Annotated in this window: 24 protein-coding genes; 11 read left to right on the top strand and 13 right to left on the bottom strand. The window is 62.2% G+C overall.

Features of this window, described 5'->3' with window-relative positions; genetic code table 11:
• The first annotated feature begins 122 nt into the window (after positions 1–122).
• From leuA to infA, 3 genes are all read left to right on the top strand, one after another.
• On the top strand, positions 123–1,817 hold the full coding sequence (gene leuA, locus KI613_RS02530; protein WP_226403653.1) for a 2-isopropylmalate synthase: 1,695 nt from the start codon (positions 123–125) through the stop codon (positions 1,815–1,817).
• A 290-nt stretch (positions 1,818–2,107) separates the two neighbouring features.
• Positions 2,108–2,995: a transglutaminase-like domain-containing protein gene (locus KI613_RS02525; protein WP_226403652.1), complete on the top strand. Its 888-nt coding sequence runs from the start codon at positions 2,108–2,110 to the stop codon at positions 2,993–2,995.
• Positions 2,996–3,023: 28 nt separating this feature from the next.
• Positions 3,024–3,284, top strand: a complete 261-nt coding sequence (infA, locus tag KI613_RS02520) for a translation initiation factor IF-1 (RefSeq protein WP_226403651.1) — start codon at positions 3,024–3,026, stop codon at positions 3,282–3,284.
• Here the strand turns inward: infA and KI613_RS02515 are convergent.
• The 4 genes from KI613_RS02515 to rsmI are packed head-to-tail and all read right to left on the bottom strand — an operon-like array spanning position 3,281 to position 6,410.
• Entirely contained in the window at positions 3,281–4,069 is a 789-nt protein-coding gene (locus KI613_RS02515; protein ID WP_226403650.1) for a DUF3025 domain-containing protein, read from the bottom strand. The two genes, infA and KI613_RS02515, sit on opposite strands and share 4 nt — an antisense overlap.
• Positions 4,066–4,503: a hypothetical protein gene (locus tag KI613_RS02510; protein WP_226403649.1), complete on the bottom strand. Its 438-nt coding sequence runs from the start codon at positions 4,501–4,503 to the stop codon at positions 4,066–4,068. The genes KI613_RS02515 and KI613_RS02510 overlap by 4 nt, the downstream gene beginning before the upstream one ends.
• A gap of 10 nt (positions 4,504–4,513) precedes the next feature.
• Entirely contained in the window at positions 4,514–5,545 is a 1,032-nt protein-coding gene (gene pyrC / locus KI613_RS02505; protein WP_226403648.1) for a dihydroorotase, read from the bottom strand.
• Positions 5,546–5,573: 28 nt separating this feature from the next.
• On the bottom strand, positions 5,574–6,410 hold the full coding sequence (gene rsmI / locus KI613_RS02500; protein ID WP_226403647.1) for a 16S rRNA (cytidine(1402)-2'-O)-methyltransferase: 837 nt from the start codon (positions 6,408–6,410) through the stop codon (positions 5,574–5,576).
• Between the two features lie 10 nt (positions 6,411–6,420).
• Between rsmI and KI613_RS02495 the strand changes: the two genes are divergently transcribed.
• Genes KI613_RS02495 through KI613_RS02480 form a run of 4 tightly spaced genes read left to right on the top strand, consistent with a single transcriptional unit; the run spans position 6,421 to position 8,417 of the window.
• On the top strand, positions 6,421–6,783 hold the full coding sequence (locus KI613_RS02495) for a YraN family protein (RefSeq protein ID WP_226403646.1): 363 nt from the start codon (positions 6,421–6,423) through the stop codon (positions 6,781–6,783).
• Positions 6,761–7,126 carry an HIRAN domain-containing protein gene (locus KI613_RS02490; protein WP_226403645.1) on the top strand — a complete coding sequence of 122 codons (366 nt, stop codon included), beginning with the start codon at positions 6,761–6,763 and terminating at the stop codon, positions 7,124–7,126. The genes KI613_RS02495 and KI613_RS02490 overlap by 23 nt, the downstream gene beginning before the upstream one ends.
• Positions 7,127–7,167: 41 nt before the next feature.
• A complete protein-coding gene (locus KI613_RS02485; RefSeq protein WP_226403644.1) occupies positions 7,168–7,758 on the top strand; it encodes a phosphoheptose isomerase in 591 nt (196 codons plus the stop codon).
• Entirely contained in the window at positions 7,758–8,417 is a 660-nt protein-coding gene (locus KI613_RS02480; protein WP_226403643.1) for a BON domain-containing protein, read from the top strand. Before KI613_RS02485 ends, KI613_RS02480 begins: the two co-directional genes overlap by 1 nt.
• A gap of 44 nt (positions 8,418–8,461) precedes the next feature.
• Here KI613_RS02480 and KI613_RS02475 read toward each other — a convergent pair whose 3' ends face one another.
• The 3 genes from KI613_RS02475 to KI613_RS02465 form a co-directional block, all read right to left on the bottom strand.
• Positions 8,462–10,300 carry a TRAP transporter large permease gene (locus KI613_RS02475; protein WP_226403642.1) on the bottom strand — a complete coding sequence of 613 codons (1,839 nt, stop codon included), beginning with the start codon at positions 10,298–10,300 and terminating at the stop codon, positions 8,462–8,464.
• Positions 10,301–10,363: 63 nt separating this feature from the next.
• The gene (locus KI613_RS02470) at positions 10,364–11,365 is read right to left on the bottom strand and encodes a TRAP transporter substrate-binding protein (protein WP_226403641.1); all 1,002 of its coding nucleotides are present in this window, start codon (positions 11,363–11,365) and stop codon (positions 10,364–10,366) included.
• A gap of 25 nt (positions 11,366–11,390) precedes the next feature.
• The gene (locus KI613_RS02465) at positions 11,391–12,293 is read right to left on the bottom strand and encodes a TRAP transporter TatT component family protein (protein WP_226403640.1); all 903 of its coding nucleotides are present in this window, start codon (positions 12,291–12,293) and stop codon (positions 11,391–11,393) included.
• 126 nt (positions 12,294–12,419) lie between these two features.
• On the opposite strand from KI613_RS02465, the gene rfaE2 reads away from it, so the two are divergent.
• Positions 12,420–12,908 carry a D-glycero-beta-D-manno-heptose 1-phosphate adenylyltransferase gene (gene rfaE2, locus KI613_RS02460; protein WP_226403639.1) on the top strand — a complete coding sequence of 163 codons (489 nt, stop codon included), beginning with the start codon at positions 12,420–12,422 and terminating at the stop codon, positions 12,906–12,908.
• Between the two features lie 74 nt (positions 12,909–12,982).
• Positions 12,983–13,405, top strand: a complete 423-nt coding sequence (locus tag KI613_RS02455; protein ID WP_226403638.1) for a hypothetical protein — start codon at positions 12,983–12,985, stop codon at positions 13,403–13,405.
• Position 13,406: 1 nt separating this feature from the next.
• Here the strand turns inward: KI613_RS02455 and KI613_RS02450 are convergent, their stop codons facing one another.
• The 5 genes from KI613_RS02450 to KI613_RS02430 all read right to left on the bottom strand — a co-directional run bounded on the left by KI613_RS02450 (position 13,407) and on the right by KI613_RS02430 (position 18,925).
• Positions 13,407–15,296: a potassium transporter Kup gene (locus KI613_RS02450; protein ID WP_226403637.1), complete on the bottom strand. Its 1,890-nt coding sequence runs from the start codon at positions 15,294–15,296 to the stop codon at positions 13,407–13,409.
• 59 nt (positions 15,297–15,355) lie between these two features.
• The gene (locus tag KI613_RS02445) at positions 15,356–16,204 is read right to left on the bottom strand and encodes an HDOD domain-containing protein (RefSeq protein ID WP_226403636.1); all 849 of its coding nucleotides are present in this window, start codon (positions 16,202–16,204) and stop codon (positions 15,356–15,358) included.
• 67 nt (positions 16,205–16,271) lie between these two features.
• Positions 16,272–16,733: a single-stranded DNA-binding protein gene (gene ssb, locus KI613_RS02440; RefSeq protein WP_226403635.1), complete on the bottom strand. Its 462-nt coding sequence runs from the start codon at positions 16,731–16,733 to the stop codon at positions 16,272–16,274.
• 10 nt (positions 16,734–16,743) lie between these two features.
• Positions 16,744–17,952: an MFS transporter gene (locus tag KI613_RS02435; protein ID WP_404826970.1), complete on the bottom strand. Its 1,209-nt coding sequence runs from the start codon at positions 17,950–17,952 to the stop codon at positions 16,744–16,746.
• 163 nt (positions 17,953–18,115) lie between these two features.
• Positions 18,116–18,925, bottom strand: coding sequence for a restriction endonuclease (locus tag KI613_RS02430; RefSeq protein ID WP_226403634.1), 810 nt, complete (start codon positions 18,923–18,925; stop codon positions 18,116–18,118).
• Positions 18,926–19,161: 236 nt separating this feature from the next.
• Between KI613_RS02430 and uvrA the strand changes: the two genes are divergently transcribed.
• Positions 19,162–21,984, top strand: coding sequence for an excinuclease ABC subunit UvrA (gene uvrA, locus KI613_RS02425; RefSeq protein ID WP_226403633.1), 2,823 nt, complete (start codon positions 19,162–19,164; stop codon positions 21,982–21,984).
• 71 nt (positions 21,985–22,055) lie between these two features.
• Positions 22,056–22,427: a diacylglycerol kinase gene (locus KI613_RS02420; protein ID WP_226403632.1), complete on the top strand. Its 372-nt coding sequence runs from the start codon at positions 22,056–22,058 to the stop codon at positions 22,425–22,427.
• A 1-nt stretch (position 22,428) separates the two neighbouring features.
• On the opposite strand, the gene KI613_RS02415 is transcribed toward KI613_RS02420, so the two are convergent.
• A complete protein-coding gene (locus tag KI613_RS02415) occupies positions 22,429–23,016 on the bottom strand; it encodes an SRPBCC family protein (RefSeq protein WP_226403631.1) in 588 nt (195 codons plus the stop codon).
• Positions 23,017–23,018: the final 2 nt, after the last annotated feature.

Genomic DNA, 23,018 nt, shown 5'->3' with positions numbered 1-23,018 from the left:
TCATTTGAACATTTACAGCAATTTTATGCCAATAATACATCGATAAATGCATCAATTCGCAATCGTCTGCCAGCCCCTTTGGCTTAATATTTCGCTATCGAAAAATTTATCCGGAGCCAGCCATGATTGCCCAGCCCGCCAGCAAATACACCGCTTTTCCGCCGGTCCGCATCGCTGACCGCCAGTGGCCGAACCACATCATCGAGAAGCCGCCGATATGGATGAGCACCGATCTTCGCGATGGCAACCAGGCCCTTTTCGAGCCAATGAACGCCGAAAAAAAGATGCAGATGTTCAAGACACTCTGCGCCATCGGCTTCAAGGAAATCGAGATCGCCTTTCCGTCGGCCTCCGAAACCGAATTTGGCTTCGTCCGCAGCCTCATCGACGGCGGCCACATTCCCGAGGACGTCACCATCGAAGTCCTCACCCAGGCCCGCGAACACCTCATCCGCCGCACCTTCGAATCGATCAAGGGCGCCAAACAAGCCATCGTCCACGTCTATAACGCCACCTGCAAAACCTTCCGCGACAACGTCTTCGGCATGAGCAAGGCGGAAGTCGTCGCCATGGCCGTCGATGCCGTCAAGCTCATCCGCCAGCTCGCCGATGAAATGCCGGAAACGAAGGTCACGCTCCAGTACAGCCCCGAGCTTTTCACTGCCACCGAACTCGATTTCGCCCTCGAGGTCTGCGATGCAGTAACCGCGGCCTGGGGCGCCACGCCGGAGCGCAAGGTCATCCTCAATCTCCCGACTACGGTCGAGATTGCCACGCCCAACATCTACGCTGACCAGATCGAGTGGATGCACAAGAATCTCGCCCGCCGCGACAGCGTGCTCATCAGCCTCCATCCGCACAACGACCGCGGCACGGCTGTTGCTGCCGCCGAACTTGGCCTCATGGCCGGCGCCGACCGCGTCGAGGGCTGTCTTTTCGGCAATGGCGAACGGACCGGCAACGTCGACCTCGTCACGCTTGCCCTCAACATGTACACGCAAGGCGTTCATCCCGGCCTCGATTTCTCGGATATCAACGCCGTCGCCCGCACCGTCGAACACTGCACCCAGCTCCCGATCCATCCGCGCCACCCATACGTCGGGGATCTCGTTTTCACGGCCTTCTCCGGCTCCCACCAGGATGCCATCAAGAAGGGGTTTTCTGCTCAAGAGGCGAAAGAGCAATGGGCGGTGCCTTATCTCCCGATCGACCCGGCCGACGTTGGCCGTTCGTACGACTCGGTCATTCGGGTGAACAGCCAGTCGGGCAAGGGCGGCATCGCCTACCTCATGGAAACCGAACACGGCGTGATCATGCCGCGCCGCTTGCAGGTCGAGTTCTCGGGCGTCGTCCAGCAACACACCGACGCGCATGGCGGCGAAGTGAGCGCTGACGGCATCTGGTCCATGTTCGCCAAAACCTACCTCGACGCAGCCAGCCCGATCCGCTACCGCGAACATCACCTCTTCGAGCACGGCAGCGCCCAGGGCATCCGCCTCAATATCGACATCGACGGCACGCCGCACATCCTTACTGGCGAAGGCAACGGTCCGATCAACGCGGCGGTGCATGCCTTGCAGAGTGCCGGAATCGATATTCAGGTACGCAGTTACGAGGAACGCTCGATGGTGCCCATGGGCGAGGACGGCAACGCCCGGGCCTGCGCCTTCATGGAGGTGGCCGGCAAAAACAGCGGCGAGTGTTACGGTGTCGGCGTCGACAGCAATATAGTCACCGCCTCGATCAAGGCCTTGCTGAGCGGCGTCAATCGCCTCGGCGCCATGCAGATGCGCGGAGAGCAACCGCAGGCGGCCTGAAGCGCCCCAAAACCCCTTGCCAAAACACCGGCAAGGGATTGAATATTCGGCGCTTTTCATTTCCGTCCCTTGCCACACAGGGGATCGGCGCGTAAGATGCGGGCTTCGTCGGAGTTAAAATATCCGACTCCACCGTTCTGCCCGCGTAAATGCCGTTCCTCTGCCGCCCCGTCAATCGACGATTTCCGGCACGCCGAAGTCACCATTTCCCGTCGCAAAGCGCTGTTTCATTGCTCGTCTGAGCGCTTCCGGATTCCCGGAAACCGGACGATCATCACTTTGGGGAATAAATGGTCCGCATTCAGTTCACTATCGATCTTCACTATGAACTGGGTTTTCAGGGCGCCGATTTCGTTTTCAACATCCACGCGGCCAAGACGGCCAGCCAGATGATCGTCAACGAACAGTTGGTCATCAGTCAGCAGGTTCCGCATACGATCCAGACCGATCCGGCGACCTGCACCCGCTACCTGCGCCTGACCGGCGCCCCCGGTCCGCTGCATATCAGCTACAAGGCCGTGCTCGACATCAAGCAGCAGGTCGACCAGCCCGACCTGATCCCGGAAACACCGATTGCCAAGCTCCCGCTCTCGGCACTGACCTACATCTACCCGAGCCGCTATTGCCAGTCCGACCGCCTGGCCGCGCTGGCGATGAGCGAATTTGGCCATCTGCCTATGGGTTATCGTCGGGTCGAGGCGATTCGCAACTGGGTCAACAAGCATGTGACCTTCAAGGGCAACACCACCAATTCAGCCACTGCCGCGCTCGATACGCTGATTGACCGGGTTGGCGTCTGCCGTGACTTCGCCCACCTGATGATTGCCATCTGCCGCGCCCTGAACATTCCGGCCCGCTTTACCACCGGTATCGATTACGGTGCCGACCCTTTGCTTGGCCCGACCGATTTCCATGCCTACGTCGAGGTCTTCCTCGGTGACCGCTGGTATCTGTTCGACCCGTCCGGCACGGCGATCCCGATGGGCTTTGTCCGTCTGGCTACCGGCCGCGATGCCGCCGACGTATCCTTTGCGACCATCTTCGGCGGCGTTCTCTCGCCACCGCCGGTGATCAACATCAGCGCCATTACCGAAGCCGGCCAGCCGTGGGAATTACCGCGCCACCGGCACGAGGCGCTATCCACCGACGCGGCACCAGCCGCCGTCACCACCCCCTGAACATTTTACGATTACTGGAGAACAACACTTGGCAAAAGAAGAACTACTGGAAATGCAAGGCGTCGTCGAAGACGTGCTTCCGGATGGTCGTTTCCGCGTGACGCTGGAAAACGGTCACGTGATGATCGCCTACACCGCCGGCAAGATGAAGAAAAACCACATTCGCATTCTGCTCGGTGACAAGGTGACGCTCGAACTGTCGCCCTACGACCTGACCAAGGGTCGCATCACGTTCCGCCACATCGAGAACCGTGGCTCCCCGATGCCACAGCAACGCCGCCGCTACTAAGCAGCCGGTTTTGCCGTAGCCCGACGGCCTGGTCTGAACTGCCAGGTATCGTCGTAGTACGCCGGATCTTCGCTGTCCGGCGTAACGCCAGGAATACCCAGCAAGGGTAGCGGGTGAAAATCGCGCGGCCGGGTGTAACGACCGCTGATCAAATCGGTGGCCAGAAGCTTGTCGACCGCAGCAAGCTGCTCTGAATCGCCCATTTCAAGCCAAGCCTCGCTCACTTCGTAGAGCACCGCCTTGGCCGTCAGGCCGCGAAATGGCTTGAGCATCTGCTCATACGTGGCGTGGCCGAAGATCACGAAACGCATGCTGCGAATCACCTCGGCACGTCGCTCGACGAACAATTGCTTCCACTGGAAATCACGCAGCAGATCAAGCAGTTCAGGCTGGCTGGCCAGCACGACGATGCCGCATTCGTCAAAATGGGTCAGCGCATCGCGGGTCGTGCCACGCACCTCGCCCGGCGCCTGCATGGCACGCATGTGGGCGGCGCTGACAGCAATCTTGGTTTGCGGAAAGCTGAGCCAGACCAGCGCATTGAAGAAGTCATGCCAGTTGTCGGGTCGGGTTTCCACCTCGCCGCTTTCCCAGATCCGGCACTCGTAGACCAGCCCATCCGGACGCGGCGGGGCGAAACGGACGCGCTGACCGTTCGCGGCATGAATGGGAAATTCTTCGGCCAATTCGGCCACCGCCGAGGCATCCGGCGCTTGCGGCAGGCGATCCAGCCACGGCCGCAGCGGATCGAACAGCGGCGAGGCGCAGAGCGAAGCGGCGCTCACTCCTCAGCCGGCGATTCGTCTTTTTCTTCCTTGACGAAAACCAGTTCATCCTTCTTGACGCGGAAGGTACCCATCAACTGGCCCATGCCTTCGGGCGGTTCGCTATCCATCTTGGCAAAGCTTTCGCAGGTCTGCGTCTCGGTGGCGAACATCTTCTTGCCGGCCTTGATGATGAAAGCCCCCGACGGCACCTGATAAACCTCGACCCGGGTCTTTTCCGTGCCGGCCCCCAGACTGTGCCGACGCATGCAGGCCGGCATCCGCGAGACAACAAGGTACAACTCGACCTTGCTGTCCCAGAAATACGGCTGTTCGCGAATCAGCGACAACACGTGCTCGCGGGTATTGTCGATTTCATACGTCGCGCCGTCATTGACGCAGGCGGTGAGCAGCGGAGCGGCCAGCAGCGGCAGCAGGAGGTGGCGCAGACGCATATTGATTTCCTCAGAGCATTTTCCAGGACAGCGTTTCGCCGGCCCGTAGCGGAACGATGGTGTCGGAGCTGATGTACGGGTAATCGGCCGGCACGGTCCACGCCTGTTTGGCCAGGGTGATCTTGCCGCTGTTGCGCGGCAGGCCATACCAATCTGGGCCATTGAAGCTGGCGAAGGCTTCGAGCTTGTCGAGGGCGCCGGCCTGTTCGAAGGCTTCGGCATAGAGTTCGATGGCGGCATAGGCGGTGTAACAGCCGGCGCAGCCGCAGGCCGCTTCCTTGGCACCCTTGGCGTGCGGGGCCGAATCGGTGCCGAGGAAGAATTTCGGATTGCCGGAAACGGCGGCCGCAACCAGGGCCTCGCGGTGCTTTTCGCGCTTGAGCACGGGCAGGCAATACCAGTGTGGCCGGACGCCGCCCTGAAAGATGGCGTTGCGGTTGTAGAGCAGATGGTGGGCGGTGATGGTCGCTGCCACGGTCAACCCGGAATTTTGCACAAATTCGACAGCGTCCTTCGTCGTGATGTGCTCCATGACCACCTTGAGTTTCGGGAAGCGCTCGGTCAGCGGCAGCAGCACGGTGTCAATGAAGACTTTTTCGCGGTCGAAGAGGTCGATCTTCGGATCGGTCACTTCGCCATGGACGAGCAGCGGCAGGCCGACGCGCTCCATTTCGGCCAGCGCGTCGTAGGCTTTGGCGATATCGGTCAGGCCGGCGTCGGAATTGGTCGTCGCTCCGGCCGGGTAGAGCTTGACGGCCTTGACGAAGCCGGAAGCAGCGGCCTTGGCGACTTCGCTGGCCGGCGTGTTGTCGGTCAGGTAGAGCGTCATGAGCGGCTCGAAGCTGGCACCGGCGGGCAGCGCCGCGACGATGCGGTCACGGTAGGCGGCCGCCTGCTCGACAGTCGTGACCGGCGGCTTGAGGTTGGGCATGACGATGGCCCGGCCAAACTGGGCGGCCGTGTGGGCGAGGACGGAAGTCAGGGCTTCGCCGTCGCGCAGGTGAAGGTGCCAGTCGTCGGGGCGGGTGATGGTAATTTGCATGCTGATTCTCGAAACGGTTTTCGTGATTTTAGCTTTTCAGGGCCAAGGCGCGCTCATATAGCGCGTTTTTTGCCATGCCGGTGATCTGCGAAGCAAGCTTGGCCGCCTGTTTGATCGGCAGCCCTTCGGCCAGCAGCAATTTCAGAACCCGTTCGCCTTCGCCATCGTCGGCACCCGCCGGAGCGCCCGAGAGCATCAGGACGAATTCGCCGCGCTGGCGGTTGGGATCTTCCTTGAGCCAGGCCAGCCCTTCGGCCACCGGCAGGGAATGGATCGATTCGAACAGCTTGGTCAGTTCGCGGGCGATGACCAGCGTGCGGTTGCCGAACACCGTCGCCATGTCTTCGACCGTTTCCAGCACCCGATGCGGCGCTTCGTAGAAGACCAGGGCGCAGGGCTGTTCGCGCAGTTCTTCAAGCGCTTGCCGGCGCTGGCCGCCCTTGCTCGGCAGGAAGCCATAAAACAGGAAATGTTCGTCGAGCAGACCGGAGCCGGAAAGCGCCGTGGTAGCGGCACATGGCCCAGGCAATGGAATGACCTTGCAACCAGCGGCCCGCACGGCGGCGACGATGCGGGCACCGGGATCGGAAATGCCCGGCGTGCCGGCGTCGGAGATCAGCGCCACGGCTTCGCCAGCCTGCAGCTTTTCGACGATGCGGGCGGCGGCTTCGTGTTCGTTGTGCTGATGCGCCGGAATGGTCCGCGCCTGGGCGCCAAGTTGCTTGAGCAGCGGGCCGCTGTGCCGGGTGTCTTCGGCGGCGACCCAGGGCACGGTGCGCAGGATTTCTTCGGCGCGGCGAGTCAGGTCGGCGAGATTCCCGAGCGGTGTCGGGACGACATACAATGCAGCGGATTCTTCCGTCATTATTATCAACATGCAGGCAAAGACCAACGATACCACCACGACGCGCGGCCGCGAAGCCGAAGAGCGGGCGGCGCGTTATCTTGAATCCCACGGTCAACCGGTAATTTCGCGCAATTTCAGAATACGCGGCGGCGAGATCGACCTCATTTGCCGCGACGGCAAGGTGCTGGTTTTCGTCGAAGTCCGCCAGCGCAGCCGTAGCGATTTCGGCAGCGCCGGGGCGAGCATCACGGCGAGCAAGCGGCGGCGTATTGTCCTCGCCGCCCAGCACTACCTCATGGGCAAACGCGACTGCGACTGCCGTTTCGACTGCGTGCTGCTCGACGGCGACCAGCTCGAATGGATCAAAAATGCGTTTTCTGCTGACGATTAGCCTGGCCTTGTGGCTGACAGCCGCTCAGGCCGACAGCATCCGGATGCTGGTCCAGAATTCGCCGCTGGCCGGTAGCCAGTTTTACGCGCTGGAAACATTCTGGTCGGAAATCAAGGTCGGCGACGCGTTGGCGCTGATCCGCGAACCCGACAACAAGCACGACCGCAACGCCATCCGCGTCGAGTGGAAAGGCCACCAGCTGGGCTACGTGCCACGCGCCCAGAACCGCGCCGTGGCCGCCGCGATGGACGCCGGCGACCGGCTTAGCGCCCGCGTGTCGTCTCTGAGCGACAACAAAAATCCATGGCAACGGCTGGCGTTCGAAGTCTTCGTCGAGCTGTGAGGTAGAATGCTTTCACTTTTAGCCCCAACTCATTGAACGATATGGATTTGATCGCCCGCGTTGCCAAGCATTTCGAAGACAGCGCCCAAACCAAGCTGAATGCCGTCGACATGATGGCGGCCCCGATTGCCGCGGCGATCGAAACGATGACCAACTGCCTGATCAACGGCGGCAAGATTCTGGCCTGCGGCAACGGCGGCTCGGCCGGCGATGCCCAGCATTTCGCCGCCGAACTGATCGGCCGTTTCGAGGCCGAACGCCAGGAACTGGCGGCCATTGCGCTGACCACCGACACCTCGATCATCACCGCCGTCGCCAACGATTACTCATTCAGCCAGATTTTCTCCCGCCAGGTGCGCGGCCTCGGCCATGCCGGCGACGTGCTGCTGGCCATTTCAACGTCAGGCAACTCAGCCAACGTCATCGAAGCCATCAAATCCGCGCACGAGCACGACATGCACATCGTCGCGCTGACCGGCAAGGGCGGCGGGATGATCGGCGAAATGCTGCGTGACGACGATATCCATCTCTGCGTGCCGGCCGAACGGACGGCGCGAATTCAGGAAACCCACCTGCTCGTCATCCATTGCCTGTGCGATGGGATCGATGCACTTTTACTGGGAGTCGAATGATGCAAAAAGCCAAACTCACCCTCGCCGCTGCGGCGCTGATCACCCTTCTGCCCATGCTCCAGGGCTGCGTCCCGGTCATTGTCGGCGGCGCCGCGGCCGGCGTCATGTCGGCCCATGACCGTCGCTCGACCGGCACCCAGGCCGATGACGAAACGACCGAGTGGAAGGCCGGCAATCACGTCCCCGATCAGTACAAGACCTTCTCGCACATCAATTTCACCTCGTACAACCGGCGCGTGCTGATCACCGGCGAAGTGCCGAACGAGGAAGCCAAGGCCGCCATCGAAGCCGAAACGCGCAAGCTCGACGGCGTGCGCGAGGTGTACAACGAACTGGGCATCGGCCCGGCCTCCTCGCTCGGCAGCCGCAGCACCGATTCGTACATCGATTCGAAGGTCAAGGCCCGGCTGGTCGATTCCAACCAGATTTCGGCCAACCACATCAAGGTTGTCACCGAACGCGCCATCGTCCATCTGATGGGTATCGTCAATGCTCGCGAAGCCAAGGTTGCGGTCGATGTCGCGCGCACCACCTCCGGCGTCAAGAAGGTGGTCAATGTGCTCGAAGTCGTCGGCGATGAAGATACCCGCCGTCTCGACGACCAGACGCTCGGCGCGCGCACCCCGCCGCCGGCCAGCGCCCCGGTCGAAAGCCGCTGAACCATCGCTCAGGCCGCCGCAAGGCGGCCTGATTGCTTTGACCCTTACTGCATGCCGACAGTCTGTGGCAGCCAGGTGGCGAGGAAGGGCAAGGCCGAAATGATCAGCGCCCCGATGAACATGGCGAATACCGCCGGCAACACGGCGGCGGCGACGTAGCGGATCGGCTTGCCGAACATCGCCGAGGCGAAATAGATGTTCATGCCGGCCGGCGGGCAGAGAAAGCCCATCTCGATATTGGCCAGGAAAATCACCCCGAAATGCACCGGATCGACGCCGTAGGCAATGGCCACGGGGAGGAGCAGCGGGACGAGGACGACAATCGCCGCGTAGATTTCCATCAATGCACCGGCTAATAGCAGGAACAGGTTCAGGGCGATCAGGAAGGCGAACTTGTTGGGCAGCACCGACTGCACCCATTCGATGGCTGCGTCGGGAATGCCGGCGTCGACGAGGTAGTTGGTCAGGCCGAGCGCCATGCCGAGGATCAGCATGATGCCGCCGATTACTTCGGCGCAATCGGCCAGCGTCTTGCGGAAGTGCGGCCAGTCGAGTTCGCGATGCGCGATGGACTGGGTGAGCAGCGCGTACATCGCCGTCAGCGCGGCGCTCTCGGTCGGCGTCGCGATGCCGCTAACCAGTGAGCCGATGGCGACGACCGGCGCCAACAGCTCCCATTTGGCGATCCACAGCGCGCTGACCAGACTTTTCGATTTTGGCTCTTTTTCCCGGTTGACCGTAGCATCGCCCGTCGACGCCGCAACAATGCCGCCCCGCCGCAAATAACCGCCGACCAGCAGCAGGCAGGCGACCATGAGCACGGCCGGCAGTACGCCGGCGAGGAACATGGTGTTGATCGGCACGCGGGCGACGATGGCGTACATGATCAGCGGCACCGACGGCGCCAGCAGCACGCCGAGGGCGCTGGCGCTGGTCACCAGGCTGATGCCACGCTGCTCGGGAAAGCCGGCTTTGGTGAGCAGCGGCAGCAGCAGGCCACCCAGAGCCAGAATGGTGACGCCGCTGCCGCCGGTGAAGGCGGTGAAGAAGGAGCAAAGCACCGCCGCGGCAATCGCCGTACCGGCCACGCCGCTACCGAAGGCGGCTGTGAACACCGCGCCGAGCCGCGCCGCGGCACCGGTCCGGGCGAAGATCAGACCAGCCAGCGTGAACAGCGGCAACGCCGGCAGCGAAGGATTGACCGTGATCTGGTAGTGGCTGAGCGGCACCGAGGCGAGCGGCTGGCCTTCGCTCCAGAACAACGCCAGGGCCAGCCCGCCGAGCACGGCAAAGATCGGGGCGCCGCAGAAGAGGATCAGCGTCAGCCACAGGGCGAAGGGCCAGATCGGCAAGGTGCTGCCGTCGAAATGCTGGGCCAAAAGGTAGCCGGCGGCCGGCAGGGCCAGCGCCAGCACGGTGCGGCCGGCCAGGTTCGGCGTGATGCGCGAGGCCAGTTTGAGGCCAAGCAGCGCGAAGCCGAGCGGCATGGCGATTTCGAACATCCAGCCGGCGATGCCGTAGGCGATGTCGCGCGGCATTTCCATTTCGCTGGCGACGAAAGTCCAGCTCGCTTGCGCCAGCATGCCGCACAGTACGGCGGCGCTGGCCTTGCCGAAAACCACAGAGCCATGGCGGACGAGCCGATTGCGCGAGGCAGTGAAGCCGGCACCGAGCGCGCTCAGGTGCAGGCCGCGCTCGGCGAGCAGCGCCCCGAACATGGCGAGCAGCAGGCCGCAGTGCTGGACGAGCACCGGCGCATTGTCGATGCCCGAACCGAACAGCGAGCGCAGAACGATTTCGAACAGCGGCACGAGCAGCATGATGGCCAGCGCACCACCGGCGATCAGCGCATCGAATTCACCGAGACGGCGCAGGGGATTCATTACTTTTTCCACTCAGGTGATAGAAGCGGGGCCCGTCTCCGGGCCGAAACCGCCTGGGCCGCCCTACTTCTTGCCGGCGCGGAAGGCCTTGAGTAGCCCGACGACTTCGTCGAACTGTTCGGCCGGCACGAGCTTGCCGCGGATGCGCGGGTAGAGCCCGTCGGCCAGCGCATTCCACTCCTTCATTTGCTCGGCGTTGGGCTTGTTGACGGTCAGGCCGCGCTTTTTCATGGCCTCGACTGCCTCGTCGACCTCCTGCCGGGCCTTGGCGCGCAGTTGAACGCCGGCTTTGGCGCCGGCTTCGCGGACGATGACCTGACCTTCCGGAGTCAGTTCGTCCCAGGCTTTTTTGGTGATGATCAGGGCGCCGACCACCGGCGCCCAGTTCATGTCCAGCATATTGTTGGCCGTCGTGTAGATCTGCGTTGCCAGCGCGAAGTACGGCGTCGAAGGTACGGCGTTGATCATGCCTGTCTGGACAGCCGGCAGGATGTCGGCCGTTTCCAGCGGCACCGGCGTGTAGCCGAGATTCTTCATGATTTCCTGCTGGTCGGCCTCGGCCCCCCACGCGAAGAACTTCATGCCCTTGAAATCGTTCGGCGCAAAGGCCGGCGTCTTGCTGAAAAAGCGCACCCAGCCGGCATCGCCCCAGGCGAGCACGACAAAACCCTTTTCGAGGAACTTCTTTTCCATGGCCGGGCGCATCTTCTCGCGCACGTAATCGACCTCTTCCCAGCTCTTGAACATCATCGGCATGTTCTGCAGCGCGGCAATCGACGGCTCGATCTCGCGCAGCCCGACCACTGACAACAGCCCGCCCTGCAACTGGCCAATGCGCATGCGGCGCACCATGTCCGTCTCGCCCCCCTGGCTGCCATCCGGATAGACCAGATACTTGCCGTTGCCGCCCTGCGCCGTGCGCCAGGCTTCGCCGAGCTCCATGAGCTGGCGGTGGTAGAGCGAATTCTTCGAAGCCAGCGTGCCGATGCGCAACTGCTTGTCGGCGGCGTAGGCATTGAGGGCAAGTACGGCGCCGAGCAATAGCGCGGCCAGTCTGGTTTTCATTTATTTCTCCGGGGATTCTGGTCGTTCAAAACAGGTCAGGCGCCTGTTCCAACAGCCACGCGGCACGGCGGCGCATGACTTCGTTTTGCAGGGCCTGCGGGCTGTCCGGCGCATCCTTGATGGCCACGGCCTGCTTGAGCAGCGACTCGAACAGCGCCCGGTCGCCTGCCGGCTGGGCGTAGCCCTCGGCCTTGCCGACCAGCGCACCTGCACGGGTGCCGCCGCCTTGGGCAATCGCCAGGTCGAACCAGACCAATGCCTGCGCCTGACTGCCACCAGGGCGTGACGCTTCAAAGGTAGCCAACAACCCGGTCAGCGCGCCCTGCCCCCAGGCCGGATCGGCCTGCCAGGCCAGTTGCGTCAGGCGCACGGCCTGCGGCAGGTCGGCCACCACATCGGGATCATCCTTCGACAACGAAATCCAGCCACCCCACGAGGCCGCCGCCCAGTAAGCAAGACCGACCTGAGCCGGCACCAGCTTCGGCCAGTCGGCCGTCTGCGGGGCATTAAGGGCGCGGGCGAAACCCGGACTTTCCTTTTCCAGCGCCGCCATCGCATGCTGGTGCGCCCGGCGATAAAGCTGCGCGGCCCGGCGGCGCAGGCGCTCAGCCGCCTTGGCATCCTTCGCCTCGATGCGGTCAGCCTCGAAAGCGACGAAAGCATAGGCGTACTGCGTGAAACCGCCGGCCACAGCCTCGGCCAGTCCGTGATGGCCGGGATCGCTGCGCAGGACGGATTCCGAGAGCTTCAGATAGAAGGCGCTGGCCTCGCGGGCCAGATCGAGATCGTTTTCGCTGGCCTGACCCTGTGCCGCCAGTTCGTCGGCGATGCTGCCGACCACCAGTTGGCGCGGCGAGCAGGCCGTCAGTAAGACGCTGACAAGCAGCGCAACGAGGGCCGAAAAGGTGCTGCGCCGGAGCAAGGGCAATTGAATTCCGCTGGGTTCGATGGAGTGCCCAGCACACTAGCCAGCCGATGTTACGTGGGGATGACAGGCCGCGCCGACGGCCAAAGCCACTAAAATAGCGGCCTGTCCCTAATCCCTGATGTCGCCATGACCTACGCCGCCCCCCACTTCGAAACGAAAATCTGCCCGCCCGACCAGTTGACCGCCAGAGTCGCCCAACTCGCCCGCCCACTGGTCTTCACCAACGGCTGTTTCGATATCCTGCACCGCGGCCACGTCACCTATCTGGCGCAGGCAGCAGCCCTCGGCACCAGCATGGTGGTGGCGCTCAACACCGACGCCTCCGTCAAACGCCAGGGCAAGGGCGACGACCGTCCGGTCAATCTGCTCGAAGACCGCCTCGCCGTGATGGCCGCGCTCGAATGCGTTTCGCTGGTGACATGGTTCGATGAAGACACGCCGATCCAGCGCATCCTCGAATGCCGGCCGGACATTCTGGTCAAGGGCGGTGACTGGCCGGTGGACAAGATTGTCGGTTGCACCGAAGTCCGCGGCTGGGGGGGAACGGTGCACTCCATACCCTTCATTCACCAGAAATCCACCACGGCGTTGCTGGAGAAGATTCGGCGCCTATAGGCCCAGGGAACAATTCTTCGCTTCCCACGATCTACCGTTTACGAGCCCGTCTAGGGCACAAAAAACGAGGTCGAATGGATTCATCCCTGATCACCATTCTGTTGACAGTAGCCGTACGCATGACCGGTTTGCCTGCCATTCCGGAAAGCGAACTGCCGAGCTTCGTGCCACTAGCGCCCGAGGAGCTCGAACGTCAGATATGCCCGGATGCCGGAAATGGATGTAAAGGAATCGCCGCCTACTTCGACGTCCTGCACTATCGCATCCTCTATCGGGATACCCTGAATCTTGACGAGCCGCTCGACCACTCCTACCTGTTGCATGAAATCGTCCATGTCCTGCAGCACCGACAGGTTGGCAACGCCATGTACGCAGACTGCTGGTCCATGCTGCAAAGCGAGGGTCAGGCCTATCGAGTTCAGAACAGCTACCTTCGCGCCAATGACCAGCTAGCCTACGTCGGCGACATGCTGCGCAAAGCCTCCTGCGTCCAGTAACCTAGAGAACGACCTGCGTCCCGAGCTCGACGACGCGGTTGCTGGGAATCTTGAAGAAGGCCGTCGCCGACCCCGCATTGCGGAACATGGCGACGAAAATCTTCTCCCGCCAAAACGCCATTTCCGAGCCAAGTCGTGGAATCAGCGTTTCGCGGCCGATGAAATACGAGGTTTCCAGCGCGCTGAATTCCAGCCCGGCATCACCGCACAAAGCCAGCGCCGCCGGCACATCGGGCTCATCCTTGAAGCCGTACTGGATGATCACGCTCCAGAAATTTTCCTTGAGCTGCCGCACTTCGACGCGGTCGATGTCGGGCACGTACGGCACGTCGAAGAACTGGACCGAGAGCAGCACGACGCGTTCGTGTAGCACCTTGTTGTGCATGAGGTTGTGGAGCAAAGCATGCGGCACGCCCTTGGGATCGGCGTTGAGGAAGACTGACGTCCCGGCGACGCGGGTCGGCATCGAGGAGGCCAGCGAATCGAGGAACATCGACAGCTCCAGACGTTCGCCTTGCAGGCGTGCAGAGAGCAACTGGCGGCCGCGTTTCCAGGTCATCATGACGATGAAGATAACCATCCCGGCGAGCAGCGGGAACCAGCCGCCATCAGGGATCTTGAGGACGTTGGCTGCCAGGAAAACAAGCTCGACCGAGAGGAAGCAGGCGAAGAGCAGCCCGGCCTTGACCCAGCCCCACTTCCAGACCTTGGCGACGACTACGGTGGCGAGGATCGAGGTGATCACCATGTCGCCGGTCACGGCAATGCCATAGGCCGCGGCAAGGTTGTTCGACGATTTGAAACCGAGGACGAGGATCATCACGGCAACCATCAGGCCCCAGTTGACGGCCGGCAGGTAGATCTGGCCCTGCTCCTTGTCCGACGTATGTTGCACTTCCATCCGCGGCACAAAACCGAGCTGCATGGCCTGGCGCGTCACCGAAAAGGCGCCGGAAATAACCGCCTGCGAGGCGATCACCGTCGCCATGGTGGCCAGGGCGACGAGCGGAATCAACGCCCAGTCCGGTGCCGACAGGAAGAACGGATTCTTGGCCGCTTCCGGCTCTGCCAGGATCAGGGCGCCCTGACCGAAATAGTTGAGGACCAGCGCCGGCAGCACGAAGGCGAACCAGGCGCGGGAGATCGGCTTGCGGCCGAAGTGGCCCATGTCGGCGTAGAGCGCCTCGGCCCCGGTCACGGCGAGCACGACGTTGCCCATGGCGACCAGCGACATGGCCTTGTTTTCAAGCAGGAATTCGATGCCATAAACCGGGTTGATCGCCATCAGGATGCCCGGATGCTCGACGATATTGTGCAGCCCGAGCAGCGCCAGCACGGTGAACCACAGCATCATGACCGGCCCGAAAAAGGCGCCAACCTTGGCCGTCCCGCTCCGTTGCACAAAGAACAGGCCAAACAGGACGATCATCGTGATCGGGATGACGAAGGACTTGAAGGCCGGCGTGATGACCTCCAGCCCCTCGACGGCCGACAGCACGGAAATGGCCGGCGTCACCATGCCGTCGCCATAGAACATGGCCGCCCCGAGGACGCCGAAGATCATGATCAGCCGGGTCTGCTTCGGCTTGTCGATGGCCGTGTGCAGGGCCAGCGCGATGAGCGCCATGATGCCGCCCTCACCGCGGTTGTCGGCGCGCATGATGAAGCAGACGTACTTGATCGAGACGACGATGACGAGCGCCCAGAAGAAGAGCGACAGGCTGCCGTAAATGTTGCTGACCGTGACCGGAATCGGATGGTTGCCGGCGAAGACCTCCTTCACCGCGTAGAGCGGGCTGGTCCCGATGTCGCCATAGACCACGCCGAGGGCAGCCAGGGCCAGCGCGGCAAAGCGCTTGCCGGAAATGTCCGCCTCGTGATGACTGCCCATCAATCCCGCTCCCTGTCGATTCGGCAGTCTACTGACCGGTCCGGCTCAATGCCCCGGGCTTAGCCCCCGAGCGCCGCCTTCAGCGAATGCACTTCTTCTTCCGACTCCTCGACGATTTCGGCTAGCGCATCGGCGTTGAACAGCGTGTCGAGAATCGAGGTATCGATCTCGCCATCCAGCTCCTTGTCACGCCAGCTCGACGTGCGGTTGGCGATCTTGTTGGCGATGAAAAGCACGTTGGAGAGATTGTCGATCGCCTTGATTTCGCGCTCGGTTTCGTGATCCCGGACCGCTTCGAGCACCGATTCAGGCAAACCCATCGCCGACAGCAGGGCGTGACCGATGTTGTCGTGCCAGCCAACCAGCAAGGCGTGCAACTCGACCTTGTCGTTGGCCAGTTCGGGGAAGTTGGCCGCCCGCGACATCAAATAGAAGACGCCGAGATCATGCACGAGGCCGGCAAACATCGCCTCGTCACCGTTGATGCGGGCCTTCTTGCGGGCCAGCACGCGACACAGCGCGGCCACGTGCGAGGTGTGCTCCCACAGCCGATGGGAAATTTCCTCGAAGGGCTGCATCTGCTTCGACTTGAGCAATTGCTCCATGGCCACGGCAAACGACACGGTGCGGACGGCTTCCATGCCGACCCGGACAATGGCGCTCCTGACGTCGGCGACTTCGCGGCCGCTCGGGTTCATCGCCACCGAATTAGCCATACGGATGATCTTGGCGCTCATCAGCGGCTCGGCACCGACCAGCTTGGCCAGTTGTTCGACGTTCAGATTCGGATCCTTGAGCGCGGCACGCACCTGGAAGGTGATGTCGAGGAAGGTCGGAAAAGTGATTTCATTGCTCGAAAGATCCCGGGCGATGTCCTCAAGAATCTTGAAGGTGACGGCACTGGCCATGCTGATTTACCTCTGGGGAAAAAGGGAATTGCGCCGGATCACACGAGCAGCGCAAGCAATGCCATTTTTAGAATGGAATATCGTCGCCGAGATCGTCGAACGACGGCTTCGGCTTGTTCTTGGCCGGGGCCGGGGCGTAATCGGTCGGCTCGCTGTCGTAACCGCCGCCACCGCCGGCCGGGGCACCCATACCCTGGCGCGAACCGAGCATTTTCATCTCGTCGCCACGAATTTCCGTCGTGTAGCGCTCCTGGCCTTCCTTGTCGGTCCATTTACGGGTGCGGATGCTGCCTTCGACATAAACCTGCGAGCCCTTTTTCAGATACTGACCGCAGATCTCGGCCAGCTTGCCGAAGAAGGAAATGCGGTGCCATTCAGTCAGTTCCTTCTTCTCGCCGGTCGCCTTGTCCTTCCAGTTTTCGCTGGTCGCGACGGTAATGTTGCACATCGCCTCGCCGCTCGCCGTGTAACGAACTTCCGGGTCCTTGCCCAGATTGCCGACGATGATTGCCTTGTTAACCGATGCCATGAAATGTCCCCTAAGCAGTTTGTGTCGCAGCGGCAGTGGCGCGCCGTTGCGGAAAATTCATCGAGTTTGCCACCACCAGCCAGACCAGAACCAGCCCGGTGCAGGCAGCAAAAACAGCATTATCGCCGAAATTCTGCGCAATATAGCCGCCGGCTGCACCGCCGACGAATAGCCCGAGCGCCTGCGTCGTGTTGTAAACCCCGAGCGCCGCGCCCTTGGCGGACGGTGGAGCGGTGCGCGAAACCAGCGAAGGCAGCGTTGCTTCGAGTACGTTGAAGGCGACGAAGAAAAGGACCAGCCACAGGCCCAGGGCCCACAGGCTGGCGCTGTAAAGAAGCAGGCCGGACTGGACGACGACGAGCAGCGCGATGGCGGCCAAGAAGATCGGCCGCATTTTGTCCTTGCGCTCGGCGGCGATGATGGCCGGGACCATGATGGCAAATGAAAGCAGCACGGCTGGCAGGTAGACCTTCCAGTGGGCTGCCGCTTCGAGGCCACCGTGGTTGACCAGGGCATGCGGCAGGACGACGAACATGGCCATTTGCACCATGTGCAGCACGAAGATGCCGACGTTCAGGCGGATCAGGTCGGGGTCGAAAATAACCCGGCGCAGCGGCAATTTTTCATGGCCGTGCGGCGGTGGGGCCGGCGGTACGGCCTTGAGCAGCAGGATGATGGCGGCCAGCGCCAGCACGCCGGTCATGATGAACAGGCCGGCCATGCCGATCCAGCCGTAGAGAATCGGCGAACCGACCAGCGACAACGCGAAAACGAGGCCGATCGACGAGCCGATCATGGCCATCACCTTGGTCCGGTGCTCCTCGCGCGTCAGGTCGGCGGCCAGCGCTGTCACCGCGGCCGAGATGGCGCCCATGCCCTGCAGCACGCGGCCGACGATGATCCACGTCATGTCCGGCGCCCAGGCGGCAACGAAGCTGCCCAGCGCGAAGACGAGCAGGCCGACGACGATGACCGGCTTGCGCCCGAAAATATCCGAGGCGATGCCGTAGGGAATCTGGAAAAAAGCCTGGGTCAGGCCGTAGGCGCCGAGCGCAAAACCGACCAGCGCCAGGTTGTCGCCCCCGGGCAGCGTTTTTGCATAGACCGAAAACACCGGCAGGATGAGGAAAAGCCCGAGCATGCGCAGGGCAAAGATGGAAGCCAGGGAGGCGCCGGCGCGGCGTTCTTCGGGGCTCATGCGGTCGTTGGGGGGGGCCATTGTCGTTTTTAATTGTTGCATTGCAGCGAGGCAACAATATTAGCAGGTTTGGCGAAGCGCCATCGCGACTCAACCGTTCCCACGGTCAACCGGAAAAAACGGCCAAAACTGAAACTCCCCCGTCATTGGCGCGCCATCTGGCCGGCGGCTGAACCAGCGTCGCCTAAACTTCCCGACTGCCCTGACAGGCCGGGAAACTGGTGCAGCCCCAATCAACCTGAACGACGGCTCCGCCCTGCTTTTTCGTCCGCGGCATCATCACCTTGCCGCACTTCGGGCAGGCTGGCGGGGCCGGGTCGTGGCGGCGCCGCGAGAACATCGGTGAAATGGTGACTTCGCCGGTGCTCGACGCCGTTACTTTCTTGATCAGGCGCCGCAGGGAATCAGCCGGCACGACGCGAATCGAGCGCCCCAATGCGGCTTTTCTCGCCTCGTCGGTAAATCGACCGGAAGCCACGATGAATCCGCCAACGGCCCGTTCGGCGTTGATCACGGCGGCCAATTCGTGCACGGCGAGTGCATCGACCGTTTTTTCTTTCCACCGACGGCACTGCACCAGATAGCGGTCGCGCCCCATGAACAATTCGAGGTCGACACACCCCAGATGCTTTGTGCCGGTAGGCTCGACAACAATAAACCCCTCGCGGCGAAAGCCCTCGGTGACCAGTTTTTCGAAGTCATGAACGCTCATCCGTACCAATGCATCCGACGTCGGGCTAACCATCTCCACCGTCCCGGCCCGCCGGCGACGGTGGATAAAGGAAATCAGCGCAACAACCAACAGCAGCCCGGGAACGATGTACAGCGGAGAGCTGGCCAGATCCATATCGACGCCTTTGCCTAGGGCCATCCATGAGGCAAGATCGTGAAAGATCCAGTAGGCGAGCAGCGCCAGCAGCCCACCGATCTGCCAGGGAAGACTCGCTGCCAGATCGATTGCGTCCGCAAGCGGCGATCGCGCTTTCCGTGTCATGAACAATCCATAAAAAATGTTTAGCGCATATTTTGATGGCAAGTCACCGAAGCAGCAAGTCTTGTCGCGTAATGCGGTGCCAGCGGAATTTCAAGATTCGTCGTTTTTTTCGGTTGACCGCAAGATCGGCCCTGGCTTGCGTGACTGCCGATTTTCATTTCGTGACAAACGAAGCCGGGGCGAACCCGGCTTTTTTGCGTATAGTTTCCCCTTCCCCAATAGTGAAAAAAACAGCGATGGAATTCATCCGCATTCGCGGCGCGCGCACCCATAATTTAAAGAACATCAACCTCGATCTGCCGCGCAACCAGCTCATCGTGATCACCGGGCTGTCCGGCTCGGGCAAGTCCTCGCTGGCCTTCGACACGCTGTACGCCGAGGGCCAACGCCGTTACGTCGAATCGCTCTCGGCCTACGCCCGGCAGTTCCTGCAGCTCATGGAAAAACCCGATGTCGACCTGATCGAAGGCCTGTCGCCCGCCATTTCCATCGAGCAGAAGGCCACCTCGCACAATCCGCGGTCGACCGTCGGCACCGTCACCGAAATCCACGACTACCTGCGCCTGCTCTTCGCCCGCGCCGGCACGCCGTATTGCCCGGACCACAACCAGCCGCTCGAAGCGCAGACGGTGTCGCAGATGGTCGATTCGGTCCTCGCCCTGCCGGCCGAAACTAAGCTCATGATCCTCGCCCCGGTCGTCGCCAACCGCAAGGGCGAACAGCTCGACCTCTTCGCCGAACTGCGTGCCCAGGGCTTCGCCCGCGTTCGCGTCGACGGCACGGTCTATGAAATCGACGACGTGCCGAAGCTGGCCAAGACGCACAAGCACACCGTTGACGTCGTCGTCGACCGTCTGAAAGTGCGCGACGACATGCGCCAGCGCCTCGCCGAATCCTTCGAGACCGCCCTGCGCCATGCCGAAGGCCGGGCCATCGCACTCGAGATGGACGACGGCAAGGAACACATGTTCTCGGCCAAGTTCGCCTGCCCGGTCTGCTCGTATGCCCTGCAGGAACTCGAACCGCGCCTGTTTTCCTTCAACAACCCGATGGGCGCCTGCCCAAAGTGCGACGGGCTAGGCGTCATCCAGTTCTTCGACCCCAAGCGCGTCGTCACCAACCCGGCCGCCTCGCTGGCCAACGGTGCCATTCGCGGCTGGGACAAGAAGAACCAGTTCTATTTCCAGATCATCGAATCGATCGCCGACCACTACGGTTTCTCAGTCGACACGCCCTTCGAGCAACTGACCGAGTCGCAGCGCCAGCTCATCCTCTACGGCTCCGGCAAAACCGAGATCAATTTCCGCTACCTCAACGAGAAGGGCACGCGCTTCGACCGCAGCCACAGCTTCGAAGGCATTATTCCCAATCTCGAACGGCGCTACCGCGGCAGCGAATCGAATGCCGTGCGCGAAGAGTTATCGAAATACGTCAGCAGCTCGGCCTGCCCGAGTTGCGCCGGCACCCGGCTACGCATCGAAGCGCGCCATGTGCGGGTCGGCACGCATACCTTGCACGAAATCAGCCGCCTGCCGCTCGGCGAGGCGCGCAATTACTTCAACTGCCTGACGCTGGCCGGCAACAAGGCGCAGGTCGCCGACAAGATTCTCAAGGAAATCACCGCCCGCCTGAGCTTCCTGATCAACGTCGGCCTCGATTACCTGTGCCTCGAACGCTCGGCCGAAACCTTGTCTGGCGGCGAGGCGCAACGGATTCGGCTGGCCTCGCAGATCGGTTCCGGCCTGACCGGCGTCATGTACGTCCTCGATGAACCCTCCATCGGCCTGCACCAGCGCGACAACGACCGCCTGCTCCAAACTCTGAAAAACCTGCGCGACATGGGCAACACGGTTTTGGTCGTCGAACATGACGAAGACGCCATCCGCAGCGCCGATTACGTCGTCGACATCGGCCCCGGCGCGGGCGTCCACGGCGGCGCCGTCGTCGCCCAAGGCACGCCGGCCGAAGTCACGGCCAACCCGCTGTCGATGACTGGCGACTACCTGTCCGGCCGCAAATCGATTTCGGCGCCAAAATCGCGTCGACCGCAGGATCCGAACAAGCAGCTCAAGGTGATTGGCGCCTATGGCAACAATCTCAAGGACGTTACCCTCGAAATCCCTGGCGGCCTGCTCACCTGCATCACCGGCGTTTCGGGCTCCGGCAAATCGACGCTGATCAACGACACGCTCTACGCCGCGGCCGCCCGCCATCTCTACGGCTCGACGACGGAGCCGGCGCCGTACAAGGAAATCATCGGCCTCGAACTGTTCGACAAGGTCATCAATGTCGACCAGGCGCCCATCGGCCGCACGCCGCGCTCCAACCCGGCGACCTACACCGGCCTCTTGACGCCGATCCGCGAGCTGTTCGCCCAGGTGCCCGAATCGCGCGTCCGCGGCTACGGCCCGGGCCGCTTCAGCTTCAACGTCAAGGGCGGCCGCTGCGAGGCCTGCCAGGGCGACGGCATGATCAAGGTCGAGATGCATTTCCTGCCCGACATCTATGTGCCGTGCGACGTCTGCCACGGCAAGCGCTACAACCGCGAAACGCTGGAAGTCCAGTACAAGGGCAAGAACATCTACGACATCCTCGGCATGACCGTCGAGCAGGCGCGCGAGTTTTTCGACCCGGTGCCCAATATCGCGAGAAAGCTGCAAACCCTGGTCGATGTTGGCCTCAGCTACATCACCCTCGGCCAGAGCGCCACCACGCTATCCGGCGGCGAGGCCCAGCGCGTCAAGCTGGCCCTTGAACTGTCCAAACGCGACACCGGTCGCACCCTCTACATCCTCGACGAACCGACCACCGGCCTGCATTTCCAGGATATTGAAATGCTGCTCAGCGTCCTCCAACGGCTGGCCGCCAACGGCAACACCATCGTCGTCATCGAGCACAACCTCGACGTCATAAAGACTGCTGACTGGATCGTCGACCTCGGCCCGGAAGGCGGCGACGGCGGCGGCCGCATCCTCGTTGCCGGCACACCGGAGCAGGTCGCCAAGTGCAAGGCCAGCCACACCGGGCGCTTCCTCAAGCCGCTGCTCGACAAGAAATAGCCTGAAATGATGATTCCACGGTCAACTGGAAAAAACAGCCAAAATTCAAATCGCCAAGCCAAGGCGGAACGATGAGCGCCGCCGAACTCAAAGGCAAACGCGGCCTGCGGCGGCTGATCAACGCGCTTGGCTACTCGCGTGACGGCATTGCTGCCGCCTGGCGCAACGAGGCGGCCTTTCGCCAGGAAATCCTGCTCGCCGCCATCGCCCTTCCGCTCGCCATTTACCTCGGTAAAACCGGTGTCGAACGGGCCTTGATGATCGGCAGCATCGTCCTCATCCTGATCGTCGAAATCCTCAATTCAGCCGTCGAAGCCGTCGTCGACAAGGCCTCACCAGAGAAGAGCGAACTCGCCAAGCGGGCCAAGGACATGGGCAGCGCCGCCGTGCTGCTCAGCCTGCTCAACGCCGCTGCCGTCTGGGTCTGTCTGCTCTGGGGCTGAATCAGCGGGAACGAGCGATGCCCTGACGGCGTTCCATTTCGTGGATCAGGGCGGTGAATTGCTCGGCCATTTCATGGCGCATGAACGGGACGCCGAGGCTAGCCGGCAGCCAGCGATCGGGAACGACCTCGATCTGGTAATCGACACGTGCCCCACGCCCCTGCGCCTGCACCCGGAGTTCGCTGCGCATATGCTTCGTTGAGCCACCCAGGGCGCGGCCGAGAATTCGCCCGTCAGGAAGCAGTTCGATCTGGCGCAGCGACTCGAAGGGGAAGGAAAACGGGCCAAAATTCGCCTTGCCGCGCTGCTTGATGACGAAAACGTTGCCCTGGCGCGAGACGATCTGGCTGCTTTCCAGATTGGGGACGATACCGACCATGTGATTGAAATCGGTCAGCACATCGATGACGACAGCCGGCGACGCTGCAACCAGGAAGGCCAGGCTGGCGAAATAGGTACCGTCGCGATAGTCGACCACGACGTCGTCGTCTTCCAGCCCGCCTGTCGGCGGCTCAAGCGAGAACGCTGGCAGACCGAGGACGACAAGCAGAAAAACGAGAGCGCGACAAGTTCTTGCAACGACAGACATGC

This window comes from Ferribacterium limneticum (assembly GCF_020510585.1).
GTDB lineage: Bacteria > Pseudomonadota > Gammaproteobacteria > Burkholderiales > Rhodocyclaceae > Azonexus.
This window is presented reverse-complemented; position numbering and strand designations above follow the sequence as displayed.